At 72.1% G+C, this 15,528-nt stretch carries 16 protein-coding genes; 11 read left to right on the top strand and 5 right to left on the bottom strand.

Features of this window, described 5'->3' with window-relative positions; translation table 11 throughout:
- Positions 1-6 precede the first annotated feature (6 nt).
- Positions 7-2,559, bottom strand: a complete 2,553-nt coding sequence (locus ACFUJ1_RS18800; RefSeq protein ID WP_378647212.1) for a LuxR C-terminal-related transcriptional regulator — start codon at positions 2,557-2,559, stop codon at positions 7-9.
- 175 nt (positions 2,560-2,734) lie between these two features.
- Between ACFUJ1_RS18800 and ACFUJ1_RS18795 the strand changes: the two genes are divergently transcribed.
- The 4 genes from ACFUJ1_RS18795 (at position 2,735) to ACFUJ1_RS18780 (ending at position 4,435) form a co-directional block, all read left to right on the top strand.
- On the top strand, positions 2,735-3,145 hold the full coding sequence (locus ACFUJ1_RS18795; RefSeq protein ID WP_233017038.1) for a hypothetical protein: 411 nt from the start codon (positions 2,735-2,737) through the stop codon (positions 3,143-3,145).
- 309 nt (positions 3,146-3,454) lie between these two features.
- On the top strand, positions 3,455-3,946 hold the full coding sequence (locus ACFUJ1_RS18790) for an ATP-binding protein (protein ID WP_378647210.1): 492 nt from the start codon (positions 3,455-3,457) through the stop codon (positions 3,944-3,946).
- Positions 3,947-4,030: 84 nt separating this feature from the next.
- On the top strand, positions 4,031-4,192 hold the full coding sequence (locus tag ACFUJ1_RS18785) for a hypothetical protein (protein WP_378647208.1): 162 nt from the start codon (positions 4,031-4,033) through the stop codon (positions 4,190-4,192).
- Positions 4,193-4,435 carry a cold-shock protein gene (locus ACFUJ1_RS18780; protein ID WP_378611201.1) on the top strand — a complete coding sequence of 81 codons (243 nt, stop codon included), beginning with the start codon at positions 4,193-4,195 and terminating at the stop codon, positions 4,433-4,435.
- A gap of 2 nt (positions 4,436-4,437) precedes the next feature.
- Here ACFUJ1_RS18780 and ACFUJ1_RS18775 read toward each other — a convergent pair whose 3' ends face one another.
- Positions 4,438-5,466, bottom strand: coding sequence for an alpha/beta hydrolase (locus tag ACFUJ1_RS18775; protein WP_378647206.1), 1,029 nt, complete (start codon positions 5,464-5,466; stop codon positions 4,438-4,440).
- A gap of 182 nt (positions 5,467-5,648) precedes the next feature.
- Here ACFUJ1_RS18775 and ACFUJ1_RS18770 point away from each other — a divergent pair, with 182 nt between their 5' ends.
- Entirely contained in the window at positions 5,649-6,626 is a 978-nt protein-coding gene (locus ACFUJ1_RS18770) for an NAD(P)H-dependent flavin oxidoreductase (protein ID WP_378647204.1), read from the top strand.
- Here ACFUJ1_RS18770 and ACFUJ1_RS18765 read toward each other — a convergent pair.
- Complete coding sequence (locus ACFUJ1_RS18765; RefSeq protein WP_378647202.1) at positions 6,592-7,830, bottom strand: TMEM143 family protein; 1,239 nt, start codon at positions 7,828-7,830, stop codon at positions 6,592-6,594. The genes ACFUJ1_RS18770 and ACFUJ1_RS18765 overlap by 35 nt on opposite strands.
- 110 nt (positions 7,831-7,940) lie before the next feature.
- On the opposite strand from ACFUJ1_RS18765, the gene ACFUJ1_RS18760 reads away from it, so the two are divergent.
- Positions 7,941-9,236 carry a cytosine permease gene (locus ACFUJ1_RS18760; RefSeq protein ID WP_378647200.1) on the top strand — a complete coding sequence of 432 codons (1,296 nt, stop codon included), beginning with the start codon at positions 7,941-7,943 and terminating at the stop codon, positions 9,234-9,236.
- Positions 9,233-9,916 (top strand): cysteine hydrolase family protein, encoded by a 684-nt coding sequence (locus ACFUJ1_RS18755; RefSeq protein WP_378647198.1) that lies wholly within the window; start codon positions 9,233-9,235, stop codon positions 9,914-9,916. Before ACFUJ1_RS18760 ends, ACFUJ1_RS18755 begins: the two co-directional genes overlap by 4 nt.
- Before the next feature lie 9 nt (positions 9,917-9,925).
- Here ACFUJ1_RS18755 and ACFUJ1_RS18750 read toward each other — a convergent pair whose 3' ends face one another.
- Positions 9,926-10,747, bottom strand: coding sequence for a carbonic anhydrase (locus ACFUJ1_RS18750; protein WP_378647196.1), 822 nt, complete (start codon positions 10,745-10,747; stop codon positions 9,926-9,928).
- A gap of 257 nt (positions 10,748-11,004) precedes the next feature.
- Between ACFUJ1_RS18750 and ACFUJ1_RS18745 the strand changes: the two genes are divergently transcribed.
- Positions 11,005-11,547: a TetR/AcrR family transcriptional regulator gene (locus ACFUJ1_RS18745; protein WP_378647194.1), complete on the top strand. Its 543-nt coding sequence runs from the start codon at positions 11,005-11,007 to the stop codon at positions 11,545-11,547.
- Between the two features lie 117 nt (positions 11,548-11,664).
- Positions 11,665-13,002, top strand: a complete 1,338-nt coding sequence (locus tag ACFUJ1_RS18740) for a lipase family protein (RefSeq protein ID WP_378647192.1) — start codon at positions 11,665-11,667, stop codon at positions 13,000-13,002.
- Between the two features lie 83 nt (positions 13,003-13,085).
- Here the strand turns inward: ACFUJ1_RS18740 and ACFUJ1_RS18735 are convergent, their stop codons facing one another.
- Positions 13,086-13,562: a PucR family transcriptional regulator gene (locus ACFUJ1_RS18735; protein WP_378647190.1), complete on the bottom strand. Its 477-nt coding sequence runs from the start codon at positions 13,560-13,562 to the stop codon at positions 13,086-13,088.
- Positions 13,563-13,695: 133 nt separating this feature from the next.
- Here ACFUJ1_RS18735 and ACFUJ1_RS18730 point away from each other — a divergent pair, with 133 nt between their 5' ends.
- Complete coding sequence (locus ACFUJ1_RS18730) at positions 13,696-14,289, top strand: TetR/AcrR family transcriptional regulator (protein WP_378647189.1); 594 nt, start codon at positions 13,696-13,698, stop codon at positions 14,287-14,289.
- A 167-nt stretch (positions 14,290-14,456) separates the two neighbouring features.
- Positions 14,457-15,476, top strand: coding sequence for an alpha/beta hydrolase family esterase (locus ACFUJ1_RS18725; protein ID WP_378647188.1), 1,020 nt, complete (start codon positions 14,457-14,459; stop codon positions 15,474-15,476).
- Positions 15,477-15,528: the final 52 nt, after the last annotated feature.

Below are 15,528 nucleotides of genomic sequence, written 5' to 3'. Positions count from 1 at the left end.
CGCCGGTCAGAGCAGCCCCAGGTGCCGCGCCCGGTCCAGCGCGCCGGTGCGGGAGTGCGCCTGCAGCTTGGTGTAGATGCCGCGCAGATGCGTCTTCACCGTGTTCACCGAGATGCCGAGGTCGGCGGCGATCTCGCCCGCCGTCCGCCCGGAGGGCAGCCGGGCGAGCACCTGCCACTCGGTCTCGGTGAGGCCGTGGTCCGCGCGCCCGCGCCCGGCCGCCGCGTACCCGCGCACCGCGGCAACGAAGGGGTCCCGGTGCCCGAAGCACCCCGCCGTCTCGTCCAGCATCCCGATCACCCCCGGCACCTCGAGGAACGGCCGGACCAGCTGCTCCGGCTCGGCGAGCTCGACCGCCGACTCCAGGCAGCCGCGGGCGCGGGCAGGCATCCCGGTGGCCCGGTGCGCGGCGGCGAGCAGCAGCAGCGCCGTCACCCCGGTCACCCGCGGCACGGCCGTCCCGGCGATCGGCTCCAGCAGCGACCGCACCGCCTTCGGCCGCCCGGCCGCGTGCGCGAGCGCCGCCGCCCCGACCGCCACGTCCGGCAGCTCCCCGAGCCGCTCGCGCGCCCGGTCGAGCAGGCCGCGCGCGGCCACCGGCTCGTGCACCGCGAGCAGCTCCCACACGGCGTGCCGCACCAGCCCGCTCACCACGGCCGGGCGCGGGTGCCGGTCGAGCAGCGCGAGCAGCTGCTCGCGCAGCGCGGTCACCGCCGCGTACCGGTCGTCGGCCTGCCCGCAGCGCACCAGCAGCCCCAGCACCAGCGCGTGGCTGCCCGCCACCGGATCCGCCACCCCGGCCGCGTCCGGCCGCATCGCGAAGACCCCGTCCAGCGCCGCCCCGCCCTGCTCCTCCCCGCGCAGGTACCCGGAGAAGACGAGCATGGCGCGCGCCTGCGCGACGTCGGTCACCTCGGGGACGCCGTGCCGTGCCGCGCAGTCCAGCGCGTACCCGGCCCGTCGCCGCATCCCGCCCAGATCGTCGGCGAGCCCGGCGGCCATGGCGAGCCGGGTGGCCGCGCGCACCACCAGCCGCGGCTGGCCGGTGCTCTCGGCCAGGGTGAGCGCGCGGCGCAGCAGCTCCTCGCCGCGCTCCCGGCCGCCGTCCAGCACCGCCAGCGTCGCCCACTGCACCGCCGCGTAGCCGTCGATGTCCGGGTGCGCGGTGCTCGGCGGCTCCGCGCCCGGCGCCCGCGTGCCCGCGGTGACCAGCGCCGCCTCCAGCCCGGCGGCCCCCGCCAGCGCGGCCACCCAGCCGGGCGGCGCGAACGACGGGGTCCCGCTCCTGGTGGCGAGCACGTCGAGGTAGGCGACGGCGTTCGCGTTCTCGCCGCGCACCAGCGCGTCCACCGCGCGCAGCGCCCAGACGAACGGGTCGTCGGCGAGCAGCGGCCGCTCCCTGGTCAGCGGGGTCAGCAGGCTCGGGCCGTCGCCGGCGAGCACCACCGCGGGGCCGCTGGTGCGCAGGTAGCCGCGGATCGGCTCGTCGTCCGGCTGGGCGAGCAGGTGCGGCAGCGCGGCCGAGCCGAGCCCGGCCGCCTGCAGCCACTGCGCGGTCACCAGGCGCAGCTCGGCCGCGCGCTCCCGGCCGAGCCGGTTCACCTCGGCCAGCAGGAAGGCGCGCAGCAGCGGGTGGTAGCGGTACCAGAGCGTGCCCGCCGCGCCGCTGCGGGTGAGCGGGAGGCCGAGCCGCTCCAGCCGGTCCAGCAGGTCGCCGGTGTCCGGTCCGGCGAGCAGCGCGGCCAGCGGCTCGGTGAACTCCTCCGGCACGCTGGTCAGCACCAGGAAGTCGCGCACCGCGGCGGGCAGCGAGTCGAGCAGCTCGCCGATCAGGAAGTCGGAGACCGCGGCGGCGGGCCTGGCCAGCACCGCCAGCGCGGCGCTCCGATCGCCGGGGTAGGCGTCCAGGTAGAGCGCGGCGATCCGGACCAGCGCGGGCCAGCCGCGGGTGAGCCGCATGATCGCGTCCAGCTCGGCGGGCTCCGGCGGGCAGCCCTGCGCCGCGCAGACCAGCGCCGCCTCGGCCTCGGTGAAGGCGAGCCGGTCCGCGCCGAAGCGGCGCATGCGCTGGTCCGGCATGGTGTGCCAGCGCAGCGGCGGGTCGAAGCGCCCGGAGAGCACGGTGACCAGGGTGGGCGGCGCCAGCCGGAGAAACTGCTCCAGCCCGGCCAGCACCAGCGGGTCGTCGATCAGGTGCACGTCGTCGATGACGAGCACGGTGTGCGCGGCGTCGTCGGGCCTGGCGGCGAGCAGCGCGGTGAGCGCGCTCGCCGGGGTGCGCTGCCCGGCGGAGGGGTCGGGCAGGTCGAGCCGCGCGGCCAGCTCACGAACGAAGGCGGTCACCGCCGCGCGCTCCGGGGTGACGGTCAGCAGCGCGACCGCGAACCGGCTCTGCTCGGCCCACGCGGTGAGCACGGAGGTGCGGCCGCTGCCCGCGGGGGCGCTCAGCACCAGCACCCGCGCCGCGCCCGGCCGGACCGCCTCCTCGATCGCCGCGACCAGCGCGGGCCGCGCGATCGTGCGCGAACCGACCGTGCCGATCCGGGTCGAGAGCACCATGCCGCCTCCTCGGACGGTCCATCGAGCTACTTCCGGGCAAATCGTTCCTCGAAAAGTGAAGATACCCCGTTTCCGCTGGTAGCAGTAGAACTCACCCGAATCGGGTGATGCGCCCGGCGGGTCGGGAGAGGAGATTCGGCGACACCGAACACCCACCCGACGAGAGGGGTCTCCCATGACACACGCAGGCGAAACCGGACACCCCGTCCGCCAGGGCTTCGCGGCGGCGACATCGATCGCGGCCTCGATACTGCTGCTCGCCGTCGCCGTGCTCTCGGTGCTGCAGGGCATCTCGGCGGTCGCGGACGATTCGCTGTTCGTGGTCGGCCCGGACTACGTGTACTCGCTCGACACCACCACCTGGGGCTGGATCCACATCGTGCTCGGCGTGCTGCTCGGCATCGCGGCCGTCGGGCTGATGACCGGCGCCACCTGGGCCAGGATCACCGCGATCGGGCTCGCGGCGCTCTCGATCGTCAGCAACTTCCTCTGGCTGCCGTACTACCCGGCGTGGTCGCTGCTGGTCATCGCGCTGGACGTGGTGGTCATCTGGGCCGTCGCCACCTGGCGCCCCGAAGCGGGCTGAGCCGCGGCGAACGATCGGCGGGTATCGGGGCCTCGGCTCCGGTACCCGCTTCCCGTGTGCGGTGGCCGCCCGGCCCGAATGAACGCCGGGGAACCGGGTAGCACCGAATACGAGAACACGGGCAGGAACAGTGACCGTCGACGTCACCACCTCCGACACCGCATCGACCAGCAGGATCTCCCGCGCCAGGCGACGCTCGGGGCTGCTGCCCCGGCCCACCCGGCGGCCGCGACAGCCGCTCAGCCGACCGGAACGGCAGCGCCCCGAACCCGGCCTGACCCCAGCGCGAGGTCCGGAACAGGCAACCGCATGTCCCTGCGTCCGCACTTCCCCCGCGACCCCCGCGGCACCCGCCCCGTCGCGCGGCCGCGCTCCCGCTCCCGCCCCGCGGCCACCCCGGCCCGGGTCGAGTTCCGGGTCGCGCCCGACTACTCCCAGCTCATGACGCTGCGCGCGCTCGCCGAGGCGACCGGGCTGCAGGCCGGGCTGAACACCGCCGAGACCATCGACCTCGGGCTCGCCGTCGACGAGGCCGCCACCGCCCTGATGGCCGACCCGGCGCCCGGCTCCGCCGTGCGCTGCGAGGTCGCCGTCGACGCCAGGCGGGTCACGGTGCGGATCAGCGGGGTCACCCGCGCGGAGTCGCCGTTCGGCCCCGGCCACTTCGGCTGGCACATCCTGTGCTCGCTCACCGACCGGGCAGCCGTCGACCAGGCGCCGTTCGACCCGCGCAGCGGCGGCTACCCGACGGTCGTCGACTTCGGCCACCAGCGGCAACGGCTGCTCCGCGCGGTCCGCTAGCCGAGGTTTCATTTCGGGACTCACGGGAATAACGCGAACACCACCGGGTGCCCGGTGCGCATCGAATCAGAGGAGAACGCCGTCATGACCCGTCAGTCCGGCACGAATCGAATCGGCTCGGAGCGCACCGACACCACCGACGACTCCGCTCCCGCGGTCGAGTGGCCGGACCCGAGCCCGCTCTCCTCGTGGTGGCAGCAGGTGATGCGCGGGTCCGGCGCCGACGCCGCCGCGGCGGGCGCGTAGATGGAACCCCGCTCCGAGTGGCGCACCGGCACCGTCGCCTGGTTCGACGCCGCCAAGGGCTTCGGCTTCATTCGCGCCGACGACCACGCCGAGGTGTTCGTCGAGTTCGGCAGCATCGATCAGCCAGGCTACCGCACCCTCGCCGAGGGCCAGCAGGTGCGGTTCACCAGCGTGCAGGGGCGCACCGGCGCCGAGGCCGCCGTGGTCCGGCCGCTCGCCGCCGAGCACGAGCTCGCCGCCTAGTTTCAGTACAGCCCCGCCGCCAGCGCGGGCCAGGAGCGCTGCAGATCGTCCTGCCAGTACCCCCAGGAGTGCGTGCCCTCCGGCGCGATCTCCACCGTCGCCGGGATGTCCAGCTCCGCCAGGCGGCTCGCCAGGTTCCTGGTGCAGTACGCGGTGCCCGCCTCGATGACGCCGCCGATCACGATCTGGTTCGCGAGCTGCTCCGGATTGTTCGGGTCGCCCATCATGAAGGGGTCACCGAGCCGGTCGTAGCGGCCGGGCAGCCCCGAGCCGCTGGAGATGTAGAGCGTGGTGCCGCGGAGCTTCTCGGCGTGCACGAGCGGATCGTTCGCCGCCCAGCCCGGCGCCTCCGGCGGGCCCCACAGATTCTCCACGTTCCCGCCGCCCCAGGTCTCCACCGACATCTGCACCAGCCGGTGGCCCACCGGGTCGCTGGTCTGCGCGCAGCCGCTGTAGGCGCCGACGCTCCGGTACAGCCCCGGCTTGGTGATCGCGAGCAGCAGCACCGAGGTGCCTGCCATGGAGATCCCGGCGATCGCGTTGCTGCCGCTGGTACCGAGCGCCGCATCGATGATCGGCGGCAGCTCCTCGGTGAAGAAGGTCTGCCACCGGTTCACGCCGAGCACCGGGTCCGGCCGCTCCCAGTCCGCGTAGTAGCTCCAGCGGCCGCCGATGGCGGTGACCACGTTGACCTCCTTGTCGGCGAGGAAGCCGAGCGCGTCGGTCTTCCCGGCCCAGGTGGCGACGCCGTCCTCGCCGCCGCCGCCCCCGTTCAGCAGGTAGAGCACCGGGCGCGGCACCGAGGTGTCGGCCGGGCGCTGCACCTCGACCGGCACCGTCTTGTCCATGGCGGCGGAGTGGATGTGCAGCACGATGTTTCGCGCGTCCACCGGCTCCACCTTCTCGATCCGCGACCCGTTCGGTGCCGTCGCGCTCGCCGCGACGGCGGCCGGCTCCGCCGATGCCGTCGGCCCCGCCCCGGCCGCCGCCATCAGCACCAGCGCGATCGCCGCCACAACCCTGCCCCGCATGTGTCCTCGCTCCTCCCGGCCCGCCCGATGACGTGCCCCCGCGCACACTCAACGCCGCGCGGTCAGGGGCGGCCAGCCCCCAAAGCCTCGTCCGAGAGAAGTGGGGGCAGGGGATGGTGATCGCGCTCTCACTCAATGAGAACGTCATTTCACTCGGTGTCCCGATGTGGTCTCATCGAACGGTGTTGAAGACCAGGTTCACCGAGGAATTCGGGATCGAGCACCCCGTCGTCTGCGGCGGGATGACCGCGATCGGCACCGCCGAGCTCATCGCCGCGGTGGCCGAGGCCGGCGCGCTCGGCTTCCTCACCGCGCTGACCCAGCCCACGCCGGAGGCGCTGCTGGCCGAGATCGGCCGGGTCAGGGAGCGGACCGACAAGCCCTTCGGCGTGAACCTGACCATCCTGCCCACCCGCAACCCGGTGCCCTACGACGAGTACCGGGACGCCATCGTTGCGGGCGGCGTGAAGATCGTGGAGACCGCGGGCGCCAACCCCGAGCCGCACCTGCCGACCTTCAAGGCCAACGGCGTGAAGGTGGTGCACAAGGCGGTCGCGGTGCGGCACGCGCTCAAGGCCGAGAAGCTCGGCGTCGACGCCATCAGCATCGACGGCTTCGAGTGCGCGGGCCACCCCGGCGAGGACGACGTCCCCGGCCTGGTGCTGATCAACGCCGCCGCCCGCAAGCTGAGCATTCCGATCATCGCCTCCGGCGGCATCGCCGACGGCGCCGGGCTGGTCGCCGCGCTCGCGCTCGGCGCCGACGCCGTCAACATGGGCACCCGCTTCGTCGCCACCACCGAGGCCCCGATCCACGAGAACGTCAAGCGCCAGATCGTCGCCAACGACGAGCGCGCCACCCAGGTGATCTTCCGCGAGTTCCGCAATACCGCGCGGGTGGCGCGCAATGCCGTCTCCGCGGAGATCGTCGAGCTCTCCCGGCGTCCGGGTGCCACCTTCGCCGACGTCGCGCACCTGGCCTCCGGCGAGCGCGGCAGGCGCGAGGTGCTCGGCGCGGGCGACATGGACGGCGGGCTGTGGTGGGCCGGTCAGGCGCAGGGGCTGATCGACGAGGTGCTCTCCTGTAAGGAAGTGGTCGAGGGAATCGTCGGCGACGCCGAGCGGATCATTGCCGGGCGACTGGCGGGGATGCGGGGATAGTCCGGAGGAAGAGCCCGTCCCAGCGCCGGTCGAGCCGCGCCCTTGCCACCGCCAGCGGCAGCACCCCGAGCCCGCCGCGCTCGTCGGAGGTGAGCAACTCCAGCTCGCGGAGCCTGCGCAGCCCGTCCCGGATCCGGAAGTCGAACCGTGCGCCCCACTGCTCGCGGAACCACTCCTCGACCCGCGCGTCCAGCTCCGCCCCGCTGAGCGGGGCCTCCGCCGTGAGCAGGAAGTAGTAGGCCAGCACCGCCTCCTTCACCTCGGACTCCTCCGCCGCCCCGAGCAGGTGGTGGAAGACCCCCTGGTCGTTGTCCAGGTTCCGGAAGTAGAGGTGCTCGGAGAGCGTCTTCATGAGCTGCAGCTTGCGATTCTTGAACTTCGAGAACTGCCGCGCCAGATACCCGCCGAACGCCGCGAGCCCCGCGCCCAGCGTGATCAGCGCGGCCTGATCCAGCCGCACCGGCTCCTCGCGCAGCCCCGCCCAGAACAGCAGGAGCAGCGCCACCGGCCCCAGCGAGGCGACCAGCTTGGTCGCGACGACCACGATCCCGGACACCGCCGCGGGCACCCCGATGAGCAGCTTGTCCAGCGGCCGCATCCGCACCCGCACCGTCGGGTAGAGCATCTCCAGATCGTTCTTCGGCACATTCTGGAAGAGCTTCAGCAGCACCCCGCCGTTCGGCCGCCGCGCGCTGTCGGTAAAGGCGATGTAGACGAGAACCTTGGCGTAGCTGGTGAATTCGAGGTCGCGGCGGCGCAACCCGAAGAGCCACGGCACCCGCTCGGTGCGCTGCGACACCCCGCGCCGGAAGAACAGCGCCGTCTCGAACTCGTCCTCGTCCACCTCCAGCCGCACCTTCACCAGCGCGTGCTCGGTGAACGCCTGCCGCATCTCCTCGGCCGAGACCCGGGTGTAATCGGCCGCCTCCGCCAGCGCGACCAGTTCGCGCTCCACCGTCACCCGCGCCGCCGCCCGCTCCTCCGGCGTGGCGGGCGTGAGCACCCGCTCGTCCTCGGAGGGGTCGACCACCTGGTAGGCGTCGAGCGCGGCCTCGCCGCGGTCGTGGAACTCGAGGTGCACCAGCGCGGCGAGCAGCCGGGCGAAGTCGGTGAACGGCCCGCGCTCGGCGTCGGGCAGCTCCGCGGCGCACAGCGCGATCACGGTGTTCTTACGGAAGGGAAGGAAGTGTTCGGCGAGCTCCACGGCGGAAATCCTAGTTCGGCTACATCCCCGTAACCCGGGCCCGATCCGGTCACCTACCCGTAACCGCGCACCGCTTCCGAGGAAACATCAGGTCGCGAACGTATACAGCCATGAGTACAGAGCTGAATACGGCACCACCGGATGCGGCGCCGGTACCGAGCGACGAGTACGAGAGCGTCCCGGTGCCCGCCGCGGCGCGCCGCAGCCTGGCCTCGGTGTCGGCCGTCTGGCTCGGCTTCCCGATGATCCTCACCTGCGCCGTCTTCGGCGGGCTGATCGTGTACTCGCTCGGCTTCTGGCGCGGAATGCTCGCCGTTCTGCTCGGCAACCTCGTGCTCATGGGCTACGTCGGCGCGCTCAGCTATCTGGCGGGGAAGACCGGGAAGAGCTTCGCGCTCATCGCCGTCGACACCTTCGGCCGCCGGGGCTACCGGCTGGTCTCCGGCTTCCTGGCCACGGTCGTCATCGGCTGGTTCGCCTTCCAGACCGGGCTCACCGGCTCCATCCTCGCCACCAGCCTCGGCTGGGACGAGCGGTTGACCTCGCTCGGTGCGGGCATCGGGTACGTCCTGGTCACCCTGCTCGGCATCCGCGCGCTCTCCGCCATCGGCGTCATCGCCGCACCGCTCTACCTGGCGCTCGGGATCACCGCCGTGGTGCTCGCGCTCGGCGAATCGAGCTGGAGTTCGGCGCTCGGGTACGCCGGGGCGGGCTCCGCGCTGAGCCTCGGCGCCGCCGTCACCCTGGTGATCGCCTGCTTCATCGACTCCGGCACCATGACCGCCGACTTCACCCGCTGGTCGAGGAACGGCCGCGAAGGATTCCTCGCCGCCTTCTCCGCGTTCCCCGTCGGCAACACCATCGCCCTGGTGATCGGTGGGCTCATCGTCGCGCTCGGCGCCGCCGCGAACCCCGCCGCCGACGGCGGCAACTTCCTGTCCATCCTCATCGACCAGGGCGGCTGGCTCGTCCCGGTGGCCGTGATCTTCGTCTTCGTGAACCTGGGCTCCGTCTGCGCGCACTGCCTGTACAACGGCGCCGTCGGGTGGAGTCAGCTCACCGGGCAGCGGATGCGGGCGCTGAGCGTCGTGCTCGGCGGGATCGGCGTGCTGCTCGCGGTCGCAGGCGTCTGGTCGCACTTCGAGACCTGGCTGAACCTGCTCGGCGTCATCGTCCCGCCCATCGGCATCGTGCTGATCCTCGACCAGCTGGTCCTTCGCCGTCGCGTCGCCCGCGAGACGGCCTGGCGCTGGGAAGCCTTCGCCGCCTGGGCCGTCGGCGCCGCCGCCGCGCTCGCCGCCCACGAATGGGCGCCAGGGCTCTCCGACGCCATCGTCGGCATGATCGTCGGCGCCGCCGTCTTCTCCGCCCTTTCCCTTCGCAATCGAGAGGCTGTCACCGCATGACCAAGCAAGTGGACGCCCGCCCCTACACCTGGCCCTACGACGGGCCGATCGACCCGGCCGTCACCGCCGTGATCTGCATCGACTGGCAGGTCGACTTCTGCGGGCCCGGCGGGTACGTCGACGCCATGGGCTACGACCTCGCCCTCACCCGCGCCGGTCTCGCCCCCACCGCGCGGTTGCTGTCCGCCGCCCGCGCCGCAGGCCTGACCGTCATCCATACCCGTGAGGGGCACCGGCCCGATCTCGCCGACCTGCCCGCGAACAAGCGGTGGCGTTCCGCGCAGATCGGGGCGGAGATCGGGAGCGAAGGCCCGCAGGGGCGGATTCTGGTGCAGGGGGAGCCGGGGTGGGAGATCGTGCCCGAGGTCGCCCCGCTGCCCGGCGAGCCGATCATCGACAAGCCCGGCAAGGGTGCCTTCTACGCCACCGATCTGGACCTGGTGCTGCGCACCAGGGGAATTCGCAATATCGTGCTGACCGGTATCACCACCGATGTCTGCGTCCACACGACCATGCGCGAGGCCAACGATCGCGGCTACGAGTGCCTGATCCTCTCCGACTGCACCGGGGCCACCGATCCCGGTAACCACGAGGCCGCCCTGCACATGGTGACCATGCAGGGCGGGGTATTCGGCGCGGTGTCGGACTCCGCGGCGCTGATCGCGGCGCTGGAGGCGTGATCGACGAGCTCAGCCTCCGCCGAGAATCACCGCCCGGCCGTTGATCGCCTGGACCGGGCGATTGGTGTGCGGGAATCGCGTCAGATAGCGCTCGACCTCGTCCCGGCCGACCGGGACCGGATGCCGAAGCACCGTCCAGGCGACCCCCTCGGTGCACGGCGGCGTGGTGAGCGAGCCGGTGTAGCGGAACTGCGCGAGGTCGCCGGGCAGCACCTCGCGCAGGTCGAGCGGCCCCGCGGCGCGCACCCCGCCCACCGGCGGCAACTCCCCGAGCACCGGACCGAACGTCGATCGCTGCTCGCCCACCGCCAGGAGCACGCCGAGCACAGCGAGCGCCCCGTCCTCGGCGACGTGCACCAGATGCAACTCCATCGCGGCGCCCCCGCCCTCGACGGTGTGCTCGCTCGGAGCGTGAAAGTGGAACTGGGCCAGCGTGAACCGCCGCCCGTCGACGACGACGTACTGCCCGGCGTCCGGCGGCACGTTCGCCTGGATGGTGTGCCCGTTGTCGACCACCTCCAGCGCTCGCACCGGCCCGTACCCGATGTCGATGTGGTCGGCGGGCGCCACCCGCGTCGGATGGCCGAGGTCGATCGGCGACTGTCCGCCCCCGGTTCCGCACATGCCGTAGCGGCCGTCGAGCTCCGCCCAGTGCCCGGGGCCCTCCGCATCGTAATCCCAGTGCGGGGGAGGGGATTCCCCGTGCTCCGGCCGCGCACTCGTCGCCCCGCAACCCGGGAGGATCAGCAGAGCCGCCGCGGCGGCGAGCGCCCGGCGGCGGGTGATCGCGGGACGGGGAACGGCGGTGAAATCATCGAACCGTCGTGACATCGGGGACTCCTCACGAGACGAACTTCGCCGTCCCGTGCGGTGCGCGCGCACCGCCCCGAGCACCCGGACGGCGCTTCGCGGCAGCGATCGCAGTGCTGCCCCGACGGTCGGTGCGCGTAAATCGTTGTGCGGAGCAGTGTGATTCGCGATTCTGCCGCGGTCAGGGTAGCGCGGGTTCGGGCGTCTCCGACAGTAAGTAGTAGAGCGACCTGTGTCACTGATGCCGGCAGGGCGATGTCGCGCTGTAGCGTGGCGGGGTGAGTCCTGCGTCCCGGGTCAACAGGGGCCCCGCCGCCGCCGCCGAGAACCGTGCGGCGATCCTGCGTGCGGCCAGGGAAGTGTTCGCACACGACGGCCCGCGCGTTCCGCTCTCGCTGATCTCCACCGCCGCCGGGGTCGGCCCTGCGGTGCTGTACCGGCACTTCGCCGATCGGGAGAGCTTGGCGCGGGCGCTGTTCGACGAGGACGTCGCGGAACTCGAGCAGCTCGTGGCGCAGCCGGGCTGCACCCTGGAGTCGCTGCTGGACACCATCATCGGTCAGACTGTCGAGTGCGCCGGGCTGCTGTCCACGCTCCAGCCGGACAGCCCCGAACTCGCTGTCACACATCGGCGGATGCGGGAGCTGATCGACCGCAAACTCGCCGATGACGGCCACGGTCCCTTCGCTCCCGGCGTCACCGCCGACCGGCTGATGCTCGCCCTGGCCCTCGTCGCGGGGCTGCTCACGAAGACCCCGCACCGGCAACGCCCCGAGGTGGCGCGGGACGGCTGGCGGCTGCTCCTGGAAGGACTTTCCTGATCCGGCGGCGCCGGTATGGAGCAAGTCACATATTGACCCCGAAGGTGATGCGGACAACACTACCGTGAGCAACCGGAGTTTTCAGTCCGGTTACCGGAACTCGAAGAGGAGTTGTCCATGCGCGAGCACGCCCGCCGGGATGCGTCGTCACCATCGACCTGGCCACTGCGCGTGGTCGCCGTCGCGATCATCACGATCGCCGCGGCACTGGCCGGAGCGGGAGTGCCCCCCGGTGTGGCGCAGGCCGAGCCGGTCAGCTCCTTCTACATTCCACCCGAGCAGATCCCCGCCGAGCCGGGCGCGATCGTGCGGGCCCAGCCCATGGTGCTGTTCGCGATGCCGCCGGGTGCGGGCGGGTGGCCGGGCAAGGCCGAGCAGATCCTGTACACGAGCCGTCAGCAGGATGGCTCCCCGGTGGCGGTCAGCGGAACCTTCCTCGCCGCGGCCGGGCCCTGGCAGGGCGCCGGACCGCGGCCCACCGTGGTGATCGCCCCCGGCACCGCCGGGCAGGGTGATCAGTGCGCGATGTCGGTCGCCTTCTCCACCGGGCTGAGCTTCGACTTCCGGTCCGCTTTCTCGGCGTCGGCGAACCAGGAGTTGCCGTCGTCGGCGGTCTGGAGTGCGCTCGGGGCGAATGTGTTCGTCACCGACTACATCGGCCTCGGCACCCCCGGCATGCACACCTTCGTCAACCGGATCGACTCCGCGCACGCCGTGCTCGACGGCGCGCGTGCTGCCAACCGGCTGGCCGGTGTCGGCGCGGAGACTCCGCTGGTCCTGTGGGGTTACTCGCAGGGTGGCGGCGCGGTCGCCGCGGCCGCCGAGATGGCTCCCGACTACGCCCCGGAGCTGAACCTGAAGGGCACCTGGGCCGGTGGCCCGACCGCGGATCTCACCGCGATCCTGGCCCAGATCGACGGCGCGCTCATCGGCGGCGCGATCGGCTACGCGATCAATGGCCTGATGGCCAGGTACCCGGAGCTGGACACCGCGATCGACCGCGTGCTCAGCCCCGCCGGGCGCGCCATGCTGAACACGTTGAGTACCGAGTGCATCGGCGATGTGATCCTGCGCCAGCCGTTCCTGCGCACGGCCACGCTCACCAGGGACGGGCGTCCGCTGCTCGAGCACCTGAACGAGATTCCCGAGGCGGCGCCCGCGCTCGCGGAGATGAAGGTCGGCAACCTGACCCCGCGTGCACCGGTCCTGATCACCAGTGGACGCAATGACGACACCGTTCCCTACGCCCAGGCGTTGCAGCTCGCGAAGGATTGGTGCGCGCAGGGGGCCACGGTCACCTTCCGCACCAACGAGCTTCCGCCGATCCTGCCCGGCGCGACCATCCCCAACCACTACGGCCCCGAGATGATCGACGGGTTCGGGCCCGACAACGCCATCACGTATCTGCTCGACCGGCTCGCGGACAAGCCGGTACCGGGCTGCAGCTTCGCCTGACCGGCAGCCCGGCCGCGATCAGGGCACGTGCTTCGAAAGCGCGCGCCGCCGCGCTGAGCGCCACCGGTCCGACGGGATCGTGCTCACCGCGGCTTCGGCTGCGGCCGGTAGGTGGAGGTTTCGCCGGGGCGCTCGGCATCGCGTGCGGTGAGCGCGGAGCGCAGCCGCCACGCTCCGCCGCCGGTCACCGGATCGTGGCCGGTGAGCCGCGCGATGCGCCGGAGCCGGTAGTCGACGGTGTTCGGGTGGACGTACAGCTCGCGGGCGGTGCGCTTGCGGTTGGATTCGTTCCGGAAATGCACCCGCAGCGTCTGGAGCAGCTCGGGGTGGGCGTCGAGCGGGTCGAGCATCGCGGCCAGGTGGGCCCGGGCCGGGCCGGGCCGGGTCAGCTGACGGTGCAGGACGGCCCACTGCCGTCGGCGCCGTTCGTCGTCCGCGGCATCCGGGCCGGTGCCCGGCCGGATTCCGATCCCGAGCTTGGTGACGACCAGATCGATGAGCGCGCTCACCTGGGAATCGGTGGTGCCGGCGGGTGCGTGCGGGTCCTGCTGACGAGCCATTCGCAACACCGTAGAGCAGGTGCTCAGCACATGTCCGGCGTTTCGGTACCACTCGTATTGAAAATCTCACGGGCGCCCGGCGTCCGGTACCTTCCGTCACGGATATCCGAGGTTCCGGTTATCGTGGCGGACCATGCAAGTGCGACGCGGCCGCCCCCGCAGCGACCACGCCCATCGCGCGGTTCTGGAAGCCACCCGCGACCTGCTGCTGGAAAGCGGCTACGAGGCGCTGAGCTTCGACGCCATCGCGGCGAGAGCGGGCGTCGGGCGGCAGACGATCCACCGGTGGTGGTCATCGAAGACCGCGATCATCACCGAAGCCGTCCTGACCGGGCTGGTGTCGACCGAGATCAGCGGCCCACCCGACACCGGCGACGTCGCCGCGGACCTGCGTGCCTGGTGGACCGCGCACATGTCCCTGCTGGACGAGCCGCGCATGGCAGGCATGGTGCGCGGACTCACCGCGGGCACCGCGCAGGACGCCGAGGAGGCCCGGCGGCTCTACGACCGCTACGCGGCGCCGCTGCGGACGGTGATCACCGCGCGGTTGCGGGTCGCGGTCGAGGCCGGGCAGCTGCGCGATCTGCCCGTGCTGGCCACGATCCCCGACGTACTGCTCGGCACCCTGCTCTACCGGTTGCTGAGCAGCAGCACCCACGACGCCGACACCCAGCTCATCGACCTCATGCTCTTCGGCGTCGCCGTGGAAGGTCCCGGAATCGCTTGAACCGGGGAGTGCGGCGGCGCGATCACCCGTTGTCGAACACGTGGCCTCGAGGGTTGCTGTGTCGAGTCATTTTCGTTCGACGTCGATGTGCCGCTTCGGTGATGAGTTAGTCCAAGGTCTCCCGGAACGGCTTCCGCGGCCCCGATCCCGGTGAGACTCTTCCTCTCATGTTTGAGAGCACCATTTCCAGCTTCGGGGGCGGGTCGGCCGGACGTCGCCGAGGCGGGCGTTTCCGGATTCGGGCCGCCGTGAGCATGGCCATCGTGGCCCTCGCGTTCGCCGGCGGGCCGGCGCAGGCCGAGCCTCAGGCGCCCGCGCCCGTGCCGTCGCAGGGCTGTGGCAGCTCGGCTCCGGAGCCGGGACAGACCAGCAACACATTCCGGGGCACCGAGAAGTCCGGGCAGTATCTGCTGAGTGTTCCGGCGGGGGCGGATCGTCCACTGCCGCTCGTGATCGCCCTGCACGGTTTGCTGGAGAACAAGGAGATCGCCGAGCTGGGGAGCGGTTTCGGGGAACACGGAGCGCGGAACGGGTTCATCACGGTCACCCCGCAGCTGGATCGGCTCGGGGTGGCGCAGTGGGAGTACGGCCCCGGTTCGGCGGATCTGGAGTGGGTGATGCAGGTGCTCACCCACGTCGAAGCCGATCTCTGCGTCGATACCGGGCGGGTCTATGTCGCCGGGCTGTCGATGGGGGCGTTCGCGGCCAGTTCGATCGGCTGCCGGTTCGCCGATCGGGTCGCGGCCATCGCCGCGGTCTCCGGGCTCCGGGACTTCACCTGGTGTGCCCCGGCGCGAGCGGTGCCGGTGATCGCCTTCCACGGCACCGACGACGCCATCGTGCCCTACGCCGGCCAGGGCGGCACCGGTTCCGCGTCGGGTTCGGCGGACGAGAACTCCGGTGTGAGCACCAGCCCGGTGACCGACAATGCTGCGGCATGGGCGCGCCGCGACGGATGCACCGGAGGACCCGCACGCCAGACCCTGGCCTCCGACGTGGTCGTGGATCGGTACACCTGCCCGGCCGGAGTCGATGTCCACCTGTACTCGATCCTCGGCGGCGGCCACATCTGGCCGGGCACCTCCTCGTCGCTCTATCCGTCCTTCATCGTCGGCAACAACACCACGTCGATCGATGCCACCGCTTCGATCTGGGAATTCTTCCGCACCCACCCCGCGGGCAGCTGACGGAGCACGCGCCGCGAGGTCGCCCCACCCGATTGCCCGCCGAGGAAGGCCA

It is taken from the genome of Nocardia sp. NPDC057227 (assembly GCF_042669725.1).
In the GTDB taxonomy this organism is placed as follows: Bacteria; Actinomycetota; Actinomycetes; order Mycobacteriales; family Mycobacteriaceae; genus Nocardia; species Nocardia asteroides_A.
The sequence above is the reverse complement of the archived record's forward strand: the minus strand, read 5'-3'. Positions and strand labels throughout refer to the sequence as shown.